Annotated in this window: 10 protein-coding genes and 1 pseudogene; 6 read left to right on the forward strand and 5 right to left on the reverse strand. The window is 55.6% G+C overall.

The genetic code is table 11. From position 1 onward, the window contains the following. Positions 1 to 115 (forward strand): annotated as a pseudogene (locus J7382_RS19595) (IS5/IS1182 family transposase); the annotation flags it as partial. A 298-nt stretch (positions 116 to 413) separates the two neighbouring features. On the opposite strand, the gene J7382_RS19600 reads toward J7382_RS19595, so the two are convergent. Next, on the reverse strand, positions 414 to 1,046 hold the full coding sequence (locus J7382_RS19600) for a tyrosine-type recombinase/integrase (protein ID WP_209070681.1): 633 nt from the start codon (positions 1,044 to 1,046) through the stop codon (positions 414 to 416). 480 nt (positions 1,047 to 1,526) lie between these two features. Here J7382_RS19600 and J7382_RS19605 point away from each other — a divergent pair, with 480 nt between their 5' ends. The 3 genes from J7382_RS19605 to argE are packed head-to-tail and all read left to right on the forward strand — an operon-like array spanning position 1,527 to position 5,266. Next, entirely contained in the window at positions 1,527 to 2,900 is a 1,374-nt protein-coding gene (locus J7382_RS19605) for an aspartate aminotransferase family protein (RefSeq protein WP_209070682.1), read from the forward strand. Positions 2,901 to 2,920: 20 nt separating this feature from the next. Next, positions 2,921 to 4,105, forward strand: coding sequence for a M24 family metallopeptidase (locus J7382_RS19610; protein WP_209070683.1), 1,185 nt, complete (start codon positions 2,921 to 2,923; stop codon positions 4,103 to 4,105). Between the two features lie 3 nt (positions 4,106 to 4,108). After that, a complete protein-coding gene (argE, locus tag J7382_RS19615; RefSeq protein WP_209070684.1) occupies positions 4,109 to 5,266 on the forward strand; it encodes an acetylornithine deacetylase in 1,158 nt (385 codons plus the stop codon). A gap of 1,520 nt (positions 5,267 to 6,786) precedes the next feature. Here the strand turns inward: argE and J7382_RS19620 are convergent. Genes J7382_RS19620 through J7382_RS19635 form a run of 4 tightly spaced genes read right to left on the reverse strand, consistent with a single transcriptional unit; the run spans position 6,787 to position 9,517 of the window. Next, positions 6,787 to 7,347: a DUF1190 domain-containing protein gene (locus tag J7382_RS19620; protein WP_209070685.1), complete on the reverse strand. Its 561-nt coding sequence runs from the start codon at positions 7,345 to 7,347 to the stop codon at positions 6,787 to 6,789. A 23-nt stretch (positions 7,348 to 7,370) separates the two neighbouring features. Continuing rightward, positions 7,371 to 7,781 carry a DUF350 domain-containing protein gene (locus J7382_RS19625; RefSeq protein ID WP_209070686.1) on the reverse strand — a complete coding sequence of 137 codons (411 nt, stop codon included), beginning with the start codon at positions 7,779 to 7,781 and terminating at the stop codon, positions 7,371 to 7,373. 13 nt (positions 7,782 to 7,794) lie between these two features. Then, positions 7,795 to 8,439 (reverse strand): DUF2491 family protein, encoded by a 645-nt coding sequence (locus J7382_RS19630; protein WP_209070687.1) that lies wholly within the window; start codon positions 8,437 to 8,439, stop codon positions 7,795 to 7,797. Then, positions 8,420 to 9,517 (reverse strand): ion channel, encoded by a 1,098-nt coding sequence (locus tag J7382_RS19635; RefSeq protein WP_247745135.1) that lies wholly within the window; start codon positions 9,515 to 9,517, stop codon positions 8,420 to 8,422. Before J7382_RS19635 ends, J7382_RS19630 begins: the two co-directional genes overlap by 20 nt. 95 nt (positions 9,518 to 9,612) lie before the next feature. On the opposite strand from J7382_RS19635, the gene J7382_RS19640 reads away from it, so the two are divergent. Next, positions 9,613 to 10,056, forward strand: a complete 444-nt coding sequence (locus J7382_RS19640; protein WP_209070688.1) for a DUF2170 family protein — start codon at positions 9,613 to 9,615, stop codon at positions 10,054 to 10,056. Further along, positions 10,053 to 10,708: PspA/IM30 family protein (locus J7382_RS19645; protein ID WP_209070689.1), on the forward strand; the 656-nt coding region annotated here is incomplete at its 3' end. The genes J7382_RS19640 and J7382_RS19645, both read left to right, overlap by 4 nt.

Here is a 10,708-nt window from a genome sequence, read left to right on the forward strand (position 1 = left end):
AATCATGTTTGGTAGGTTGAAGGATTGGCGGCGTGTGGCAACCCGCTACGACAGATGCCCGAAGGTCTTCCTGTCCGCAGTCGCCCTCGCAGCACTCGTGATCTACTGGCTATGAGTCCTGACCCTACTCAATCTTGTTCTTCGTGGTTGTTTTCACATTAGGTGGCATGCTGGCGTTTGTGATCACTCGGCCATGGGGCAAGCGGGCGGCAAACCAAAGCCTGTAAAAATCCTTGGCTGCTTTGTGTGGTTAGGCCACCTTCGGTTTTGCAGAAATTTGGCTAGACGCCGTCTAGCAGACATTCGCCGCGGTGCGGTATCGCAGAAGTTTGGGCTCTGACCGGACCAATGCTGCACGGGAGACAGGCACCCGCTTTGGAATGGCGAACGGCAGGACCGTTCGCCAAGGTAACTCAGATATCGATACGCTCAGCGATGCTCAGAGCATCCTCAAGTTCAACGCCGAGGTAGCGCACTGTACTGTCGACCTTCGTGTGGCCGAGCAGCAGTTGGACCGCACGAAGATTGCCGGTCTTTCGATAAATCTCCGCCGCTTTTGTCCGGCGGAGCGAATGGGTACCATATCCACTTGGCTCTAGCCCGATCGCTGTGACCCAATCGCGCACCAACCGACCATATTGGCGGGTTGAGATGTGGGGCCGGTCATGGAAGCGGCTTGGAAACATGAACCGACAAGCAAACATCTCGGGTGATTTGACCCAGGCTAAGACGGTTTCACGCGTGTTTTCCGTCAGTTCAAACTGAACCGGTCGCTTGGTTTTGCTCTGGATGACCGATACACGTTCTCGGACGCGGTCATCTTTGACGAGGTCGGAAACGGCCAGTTTGACCAGATCACAGCCACGCAGCTTGCTGTCGATGGCGACGTTGAATAACGCCAGATCGCGTAGATAACCCGCCAATTCAAGCCGGGCCCGGATCGCCCAGACCTGTTTTGGCAGCAACGGCTTCTTCTGACCGATGATGCGTCCTTTGTTCCAAGCCTTGCGTTTTGGGGTGACTGCGGGAAGTTGGACTCTTGGCATGATATGCCCTCCGATCCTCCCTCCACACCCAATCATCAGCACCGCGCTGACGGGACAGCTCTACAGTCTGAAGGAATGGCCGGTGTCAGAGACGCACGACGTTGGTCGTTGTCGCGCAAGCATTGGGCAGTTCAGAGCCCAAAGTGTCGAATGCTGCGCGGTTAACGAAAGGCAGCTAAGCGCGATAAAGTAGACTTTGGAAGGTTGCCCTTGCCTAGGCTCGGAAACCTATCCTTGTCGAATTTGCGCAAGCGAGTTTTCGGACCTCCGATGTTCGTACTCGGGCACTTTTTGATTGAACGTCGCCAGCAAAAGTGCTCACTAAAAACACGAACCCCGGCAATAAAGGCATTGCGCGCTGCTGTCAGGGTGAGCGGAGCCACTTCGCTCATCAGAGACCTAAGCCGGTCTCCCGCGTGCACTTGGCTCCCTCCATGTAACTTTTAGGCGGCGCGCCGCCACAGGCACGAGGGTTTTACTATGCTGCACAACGACAAACTAGAACAATGGGATCGTGAAAACTTCTTCCACCCATCCACTCACTTGGCGGAATTTGCACGGGGCAATGTGCCTCATCGTGTGATCACCGGAGGCACTGGTTGTCACATCGAAGACCGTGACGGAAACTGCCTACTCGATGCTTTTGCCGGTCTTTACTGCGTCAACGTAGGCTACGGCCGCGCCGACATCGCCGACGCGATTTCGGATCAGGCCAAAGAGCTGGCTTACTACCACTCCTACGTGGGACACGGCACCGAAGCCTCTATCACTTTGGCCAAAATGGTGCTCGAGCGCGCGCCCGACCACATGTCGAAGGTCTATTTCGGTCTCTCCGGCTCGGACGCCAATGAAACCAACGTCAAACTGATCTGGTACTATAACAACATCCTGGGTCGCCCTGAGAAGAAGAAGATCATCTCCCGCTGGCGTGGCTACCACGGCTCCGGCCTGGTGACCGGCTCTCTGACCGGTCTGGAGCTGTTCCACAAGAAATTTGACCTGCCGCTGGCGCAGGTGGTGCACACCGAAGCGCCTTACTACTTCCGCCGCGAAGACCAGAGCCAGTCCGAAGAGCAGTTTGTCGCCCATTGCGTTGCCGCACTGGAAGAGACTATTGCCCGCGAAGGCGCCGACACCATCGCAGCCCTCATTGGCGAGCCGGTTCTGGGCACCGGTGGTATTGTGCCCCCACCTGCTGGCTACTGGCCTGCCATCCAAGCCGTTCTGGAAAAGCACGACATCCTGCTGGTCGCGGATGAAGTTGTCACCGGCTTTGGCCGCCTTGGCGCGATGTTTGGTTCTGACCACTACGGACTGAAACCAGACCTGATCACCATCGCCAAAGGCCTGACCTCCGCCTACGCGCCGCTGTCCGGCTCGATTGTCTCTGACAAAATGTGGTCTGTTCTGGCAAAAGGCACCGACGAAAACGGCCCCATCGGTCACGGCTGGACCTACTCCGCCCACCCAATTGGCGCCGCAGCAGGTGTGGCCAACCTCAAGCTGATCGACGAACTCAACCTCGTAGAAAACGCTGGTACTGTGGGCGCTTATTTCAACAAAACCATGTCTGAAGCCCTCAGTGCACACGCCAACGTGGGCGACGTTCGTGGCGAAGGCATGCTGTGTGCCGTGGAATTTGTCGCTGATAAAGACAGCCGCACCTTCTTTGATGCGGCCGACAAGATTGGGCCGCAAATTGCCACCAAACTGCTGGAGCAAGACAATGTGATTGCCCGCGCCATGCCACAGGGTGACATTCTGGGCTTTGCCCCACCATTCTGCCTGACCCGCGAAGAAGCCGACTTGGTGGTCGCCGCCACCCTGCGCGCTGTCACCTCCGTCCTGCCGTAAAGCCCGAAAAGGAGCACGAGATGTCTCAATCCAAAGCCCCTTTCAGCACCGCTGAATACAATCGCCGCCTCTCCAAAACCCGCGCCGCCATGGCGGACGCGGGGCTAGACGCACTGTTTGTGACCGACCCGTCCAACCAGGCTTGGTTGACCGGATATGATGGCTGGTCGTTTTACGTCCACCAGGGTGTGATTGTGACCATGGAAGGCGAACCCATCTGGTGGGGGCGCTACATGGATATGATGGGCGGCCGCCGCACCTGCTGGATGGATCATGCCAATATCCTCGGCTACGGCGATCATTTTGTGCAATCCACGGTTGTGCATCCGATGCAGGACCTCGCAGAACAGCTCAAAACGCGCGGCTTCACGGCCGCGCGGGTTGGCGTGGAAATGGAGAACTACTACTACTCCGCCAAAGCTCATGCCGTCCTCATCGAAGAACTGCCTGAGGCTACGCTGGTGGACGCCACCGCACTGGTGAACTGGCAGCGTCTGGTGAAATCTGATGTCGAGGTGGACTTCATCCGCAAGGCCGCTCGCATCACCGAAAAAGTCATGCTGACCGCCATCGACCGTGCCGCCCCCGGCGTGCGCAAAAACGATGTGGTCGCTGACATTATGAAAGCTGGAATCGAGGGCATTGGCGACGATTGGGGCGACTACCCCGCCATCGTGCCGCTCACCCCTTCTGGTCTAGACGCCACCGCCGCCCACCTCACCTGGGACGGCGCCCCAATGCGCGCAGGCGAAGCTACCTTCTTTGAGCTTTCCGGCTGCTACCGCCGCTACCACGCCCCGATCAGCCGCACCGTGTTTCTTGGCACGCCGTCTGACGACATGCTGCGCACTGAGGCAGCCCAGCTGGAAGGCATCGCCGCCGGTCTGGACGCCGCCCGCGCGGGCAACCGTACATGCGACATCGCCAATGCCTTTATGGAGGTGCTTGCCAAACACGGCATCGAACGCTCTGGCCGCATGGGCTACCCCATCGGCCTCAGCTACCCGCCTGATTGGGGCGAGCGCACCGCCTCGATCCGCTCTGAGGATGAAACCGTGCTGCAACCAGGCATGATCTTCCATTTCATGCCCGCCCTCTGGATGGACAGCTGGGGACTGGAGACCACCGAAACCATCCTGATCCGCGAAAAGGGCGCCGCAGAGCCGCTCTGCGATCTGGAGCGCAAGCTCATCGTCAAAGGCTGACCCATGCTGGAGACCACTAAACAGATCCTCTCCGACCTGATCGCCTTCCCGACGGTCTCGGTCGACAGCAACCTCGACATGATCGCTTACCTCGCCGCACGTTTGGAAGACTGCGGCGCCAAGGCGCAGATCTTCCAAGACGAAACCGGTAAAAAGGCCAACCTCTTTGCCACCCTCGGCCCTGAGATCGACGGCGGCATCGTGCTCTCTGGCCACACAGACGTGGTGCCAGTCGCCGATCAGGACTGGACCACCGATCCCTTTGTCATGGAGGAGCGCGACGGTCGACTCTACGGGCGGGGCACCTGCGACATGAAAGGCTTCATCGCCGCCGCCATTGCCATGGCGCCCAACTTTGCCCAGCGGGTCACCAACATGCCCGTGCATTTTGCCTTCACCTATGACGAGGAGACCGGCTGCATTGGCGCAGGCCATTTGGTTGAGGCCCTCAAGGAGAGCAACATCAAACCGCGGCTGGCCATCATCGGCGAGCCAACTTCCATGCGCATCATCGAAGGCCACAAAGGTTGTTTTGAGTACAGCACGCGTTTTCAGGGTCTGGAAGGCCACGGCTCCGCCCCTGATCTGGGCGTCAACGCTGTCGAATACGCCGCGCGCTACGTTTCCTTCCTGCTGGGGCTCAAGGCCAAGCTTACCACCATGGCGCCCGCGAGTAGCCGCTTTGAGCCGCCATGGACCACCGTGAACGTCGGCGCGATCCGTGGCGGTAGCGTACACAACGTCATTGCCCCCAAGGCGCAGGTGGATTGGGAAATGCGACCCGTCCAAGCCAGCGATACTTCCTTTGTGAAAGAGGCGCTGAAAGCCTACTGCGAAAACGAGCTCTTGCCCGCGATGCGCAAGGTCTACCCCGACGCACAAATCTCCACCGAGGTGGTGGGAGAAGTTGCCGGGCTAATCCCGAAAGACAGCAATGAAGCCCGCAAGCTGCTGATGGAGCTCACCGGTGCAAATGGCGCTAACCTCGTGCCCTTTGGTACCGAGGCAGGCTTGTTTCAATCGATGGGTATGGATGTGGTTGTGTGTGGTCCTGGCTCGATTGAACAGGCTCACAAAACTGACGAATTCTTGTCGCTAGACCAATTGGCACATTGTTTAGAACTGCTCGAAAATTTGAACAGAAGGATCTCTGAGAAGTGAGTGGAGCAGCAAAGAACCCCTAGAACGCGGGTCCTACGAATGGCCATTCCCTACTGCGAGGGCCATTGCGGAGGTCACTCTGAGCCGCAATCAAATGCCCAACTCGGACTCATTGCGTACCTCCGCTTCAAGCAGATGGCGAAGGTTCGCTTCGGACTGAAAACGGTCATTGCTAAAGTTGACCTCGACGACGGCAACGTCCGCGACCCGTGAATTGCCTTCGCAAGCCGCGCTGCGCCATGAACGAATGGCAGCGATACCCGCCGCTGCGCGGCGTCACGAACCGCGCAAGTGCAACAATTTTTGTGCCGCGTGCGCACGCAGCGAGAAAAGGCGATGGCCGGGTTGGGCTCTCTTGAGACCTTAGCCGCAGCGTTGATGAAGGGCCGCTATTCAGATTGGGTCAGAAATGCTTGACGTTTGGGTCAGAATTGAATGACGCGATTTGCAGATTTATTGAGGTTTTGGCTGTCAATTGAGTCAAACATCAGTGACGTTCCACACTTCCTGTTGTGAGATGACACATAGTTCTCCCATTTGCGACAGAACCTTTCCATTCTCATTGCTCGATGTTGAACCTCACACGACTTTGACCTTTGCGTCATAAACTGACGCAACATCTCCATTTTGCTCCCTCAGGCTGTTTCGATTGATCTGACTTCCCTTTTCGGAAAATCAGGGCTGACTTGCAGGTTCAGTCGGCGAAGCCGCCTGCTCCTGCTGATCTGCCACGTGGCGAACGCGAGAGGGGGCGAGGCAATGCTATTCGACAGGGGTGGTGCGGCCCGCAGGCGTAGCCGAGGACACGGCCCTGTCTAATAGGGTTGCCCGAGGGGGAGGGTAGCGCCCTCACCCTGACGGCCAGGGGCGTTTGGCTTGTCCAAATCCCGCTGGCCCAACAAGCAAGAGCGGCGGGGCCATAAGCCCCACCACAACCGACGTCGCACTTCAGAAACCACTATTTGTGCCGACGCTGATGAGCGCTGCGGGGTAACACGAACGGCTCTTTGCGGTCGTTCACAACAACGTCGGGCGCTGCGACGCAGCTTCTCCAAACCAGACATTCGTGCATCCTGCAGAATTTCAGTATGCCGAATGGCTCCAATGCGGACGGAACCGCCGTTGCCTCTTTCAAAACGAACGGCTGCCATGCACGCTTTGCGTCCGCAGCAAAGAATAGCAAGGGCGGAAACCGGACTTTCGCTGCGTTCGGCGTCAATGGCAGCAACGCAAAAAAAACGGGCTTTGAAAAGTTTTGCTTCTGGCCCAAAGCGGACCACTCTGCTCGCCGAAGTGCAGGTCAGATAACTGAACGATGTTAATCAGACGAGCCTCATACACGTAACAAAAAAGACTTCCGATGGACATCGCGCATCAGTTGATAGGTTCTGTTGGCGCATCCTAGTGTAATCAATTTGCTTGAAACAAGGGGCTCAATTGATGTGAGATATCAAAGGGCCTCCAGGTTCTTTTCACTAAGCTCTCGCTGAGACGCAAAAGATCAGTCTGCTATGGGCGCTTCAACCGCCAAACGAGCCACTTCGAGACCCAAATCCACTGCGGGATGCTACTGTTGTGCGAGTTTGGATTCTTGGCGGTGCTTTTACAACTTTGGGATTGTAGCGGGCGATGTTTGTCCGCGTGGTGCCGTATCGTCCATTGTCCATATAGCGCACAAACCCGCCGCCGGTTGTGTAGTACCGTCGACGATCCTTTTCACGATACACCGGACGCACAAGATTGGAGACAACCTGACCCGCAATTGCTCCAGTCACGAGGTACCCCAGTGGCGACGGTGAGTAGTAGACAGGGGATGCGGACGACACTGCGGAGCATTCCGACCTGCCGTGCTCTGATTCACAGAGGCTCATCGAATTATATCTGGGTGCGGTTGCATCATGGATGCGCAGACCTTCGGTCAATAGTGGCGCACAATCGAGATCCGGCACAAACTCCGAGGACACGCATTCCGCCTCAGATTTGTACAGTTCACCTTCGGTGTCGACGTCTTCTTCACAAGCCGCCAGAGCCAATGTAGCCGAAGCCATCGTCAACAGTTTCACCGAGCGAGAGCGTTTCATGGCGATATTCTCCCTGTTTTCAATCAGTAGGTGATGCAGGCTGCGTTAAGCATGCCAACAGTGACCGAAAGACCAGCCAACTTGATGCTGACAGCGATTTCACCTTTGCTTATCCGCTCCGAAACCAAGGGATAGAAACGTCGAAAAACCAGAAATACCAAAAGCTGAGCCATGCCAGCGACGAGCCCCCACACAATGAAGTCCACCAGATTGACAGAGTTTGCCGCTGCACTGGCCAATGGAATTGAGAAACCCACAAAGGCGGCGCTCAGCACCACAGATGCAGCGGCATTGTTGTCTTTGATAAGGGCAATTTCGTCGTTGGGTGTGAGCCTCATATAGATGGACATAAAGAGCATCAGAAGGATCAGTGCAGTACCAAAATACATCAAAAAAGGCACAAGACCTGAAAGTGTTGCAATGATTGTTGTCATCTCGGTTTCCTTATTAAGTCAAAAGAGCGTGCTGGGGGATGGCACGGCCAATTAGGAAAGACGCAGCGCGTTCGCCGTCCTCGGGCTCCTCAAGGTTGACCAAAAGCATCTCATCGGTGCCGTCACTCAGTCCCCGCCCAAAAAGCATCGCTGTTTGATAGATTTGGTTGCTAGGCTCAGCACCGTCGGTGTCATGAATGTCTTCGATGTAGCCCATTGGTGCTTCGTCTTCTGGCGTGTGATTAAACCAGACGCGCGAAAATTCAGTCGTTTCTGTTCCAGAAGACAGAGCAAAGCTGGCCTTGCGTATCGCCGTCTTTAATTTGTTCCAATCTTCATTTTTTGACAGGTACTGAACGTCAAACGCATACCACAGGACGATTTCGTCGATCCGCGTGTCCTTGTGTCCATCGCCGCCCTGAACCTGGAGCAAAAAACGATCATCATTGGGATAGAACCGATGCAAAAAGGACTGCTCCCCCAAATCACAAATACCTTGGGCGACTATCTGCAAATCGCTCTCAGGGACAACAAACAATGCATCCTCGGGAAGCAACTTTCGTTCCACCACATCAACTGTGAAGGTACGCCCCAAAGTGAGGTTGGCCACCTCGGGAAGGGTTTTGTTGTTCCTTCGATTAAACAGTGATCGAAACATGTCCCCCTCCGAAACCGCCGGCAATTTGTTGCGCGGACAGACGTTTCTGACAGAGATAAAAAAACGCGCTACCTTCCTTTACCAAAGGCGGAAATGGGGCAAATGCGAAGTCGTGACCACCATCTTGAGAGACACAGATGAGAGTGGCATTTGACGCATCAAGCGCCAATTTTAATGCGGATGTGTCGGTTTGTGCATTGACCGTAGCTGAATAGATCGTCGCACCGACGTTGGCTGCAGATAGCGCTTTGAGCACCTTGCCCGCTCCCGGATCCTGAGCAGCTCTCACCAAAGCTTCTGAGGCGTTGGAGACAATTGCCTCCAACCCTGCCAGTTTCGCCGCGCGCCGCGCTGTATCCCGATCTTCAAAGAAGGCGGCGATGTGCAGCTTCTCGTTTAGCTCACGGATCGCCAAACACGTGTTGAATGTTTCTGCATCTGACCCGGCATAAACCATGACTTTTTCGGCCTCCGCAATCGCCGCGCGCTTCAGAGATGACAATGCGTCAAGGCGATCAGATTTCACCAATTTGATACCTTCTGGCAGATCCACGTCTGAATTCTTTGTCAGCAACACGATGTCCTTGTCGCCGTCTTGTCCAGCAATCAGGTTTTCGATCATGACGGGTGTGTGATCTCGGTGATACCCCACAATAACGGTGGCACCTTTGAGTTTTTCGTAGCTCCCAAGTCCATCGGCCATGCGCCTAATCCTTTCTACCATGCCACCAGCAAGCCGCCCAAGAAATGCCGAAAACACCAACAGTGCGCCGGGGAAGAACCAGAACGCGGCAATCAGACGCCCCGTTTGGGTCTGCGGCGACATATCCCCATACCCCACCGTCGATGCCGTGGTGGCTGCGAAGTAAATGTATGTCGTGAGACTTTCGGTGATTTCCGTTTCGCCAGCAAACCGAAACAAGATCCACGAAATCGCAAAAAAAGCAGCTGTGAACAGGCTAAGAAGCCACCATTTCAAATCAAGCAGCTCGCTGTAAATGCGGGAAATTATTCTTGTAAGTATTGGCACTTTGTACGGTCTGATGTTCTGTTGTTCGGATACTTGTGTCAAAATCATCGACTGTCAAACACTTATAGGTGGTGTTTGGCCTTGAAAGTCCCTTCGCCCGTTCTTACCCATATGACTGGAATAAATGCGTTTTGAGGGGCCCCATGAATAACTCAGTAGACTTATGGACAACTCAGTCTTTGGCTGCGGCAATAACTGAGCTGGGGGAGGCTTCAGGACTGTCCTGCACCACGGTTGAGGGCTCCGACGTGATTGAAGTCACCCACGGATCTGCTGGCGATCTTGTCTTGCATGTGGCTGTCAGCGACACGCAAATTTTGACGTCAGCAATCTTATGGCCGCGCAGCGCGCAGGAGGATCCAGCGGCGTTTGAAGCTATGATGCTTAGAACGCATAAGACTCTGCTGCCTCTGTGCGCACTCAGTATTGACGTTGTTGACGGGGAAGACGTCTACGAATTGTTTGGTGCTGTGTCCCGCTCCGCGTCGTTGACCGAAATTCTGGAAGAGTTGTCAGCGATTGCCGAAAGTGCTTTGGAATTGGCGAAAGACATCGGCCCCCGTTCAACCGAAGGAGATACGGTATGAGCATTTGGAAAAAACTGGTCACTGCAGTTAAAGGGGGCGCTAACGAAGCCGCCGAAGCTGTGGTCGATGCCAACCTGATGCGCATTCTGGACCAGGAAATGCGGGAAGCCAAAGATGCAATTTCCAAGGCGAGAGATGAAAAATCCCGCATGGTTGCCAATCGCATGACCAAGGAAAAATCCGTTTCTGAGTTGATGGCCGAAATTGAGCGCCGCACCAACGCCGCAAGAACGGCCAAACAACAAGGCGACGAGCCTCTGGCGGTGGAAATCATCGAGAGCGTTTTGAAACTGCGCGACAAAGCGGAAACCGAACAGGGCCTCGCGGATCAGTATCGGCAGACCGAGGACGGCATGGACGCCGCGCTGAAACAATCTCAATCCCGGATCGAGACGCTACAGCGTAAAATCGAAGCCGCAAAGGCCAATGAGGCCTTGATTGCAGCCCAAAAAGCGGCCGCTGTCGGTACCTCGGCGTCCTCTGATCGGATGTCCAATGCCATGGCAAGCCTCGAACGTCTGGAGGAGCGACAGGCCCATCAGCAGGCCATGCTTGCGGCCGCCGACGAAGAGGTGAAGCTGGTGTCAGGGGAAGCGCTGGAAGACAAAATCAAGGCTTTGGAAAATCCAGCACGCAATGACGTGCAAGCTCT

Source organism: Shimia sp. R11_0 (genome assembly GCF_017744035.1).
Lineage (GTDB): Bacteria > Pseudomonadota > Alphaproteobacteria > Rhodobacterales > Rhodobacteraceae > Shimia > Shimia marina.

Coding starts and splice junctions, on each gene's coding strand:
- J7382_RS19605 (WP_209070682.1), top strand. CDS start 1,527: ATGCTGCACAACGACAAACTAGAACAATGGGATCGTGAAAACTTCTTC.
- J7382_RS19630 (WP_209070687.1), bottom strand. CDS start 8,439: ATGTTTCGATCACTGTTTAATCGAAGGAACAACAAAACCCTTCCCGAG.
- J7382_RS19625 (WP_209070686.1), bottom strand. CDS start 7,781: ATGACAACAATCATTGCAACACTTTCAGGTCTTGTGCCTTTTTTGATG.
- argE (WP_209070684.1), top strand. CDS start 4,109: ATGCTGGAGACCACTAAACAGATCCTCTCCGACCTGATCGCCTTCCCG.
- J7382_RS19640 (WP_209070688.1), top strand. CDS start 9,613: ATGAATAACTCAGTAGACTTATGGACAACTCAGTCTTTGGCTGCGGCA.
- J7382_RS19620 (WP_209070685.1), bottom strand. CDS start 7,347: ATGAAACGCTCTCGCTCGGTGAAACTGTTGACGATGGCTTCGGCTACA.
- J7382_RS19610 (WP_209070683.1), top strand. CDS start 2,921: ATGTCTCAATCCAAAGCCCCTTTCAGCACCGCTGAATACAATCGCCGC.
- J7382_RS19635 (WP_247745135.1), bottom strand. CDS start 9,517: ATGATTTTGACACAAGTATCCGAACAACAGAACATCAGACCGTACAAA.
- J7382_RS19600 (WP_209070681.1), bottom strand. CDS start 1,046: ATGCCAAGAGTCCAACTTCCCGCAGTCACCCCAAAACGCAAGGCTTGG.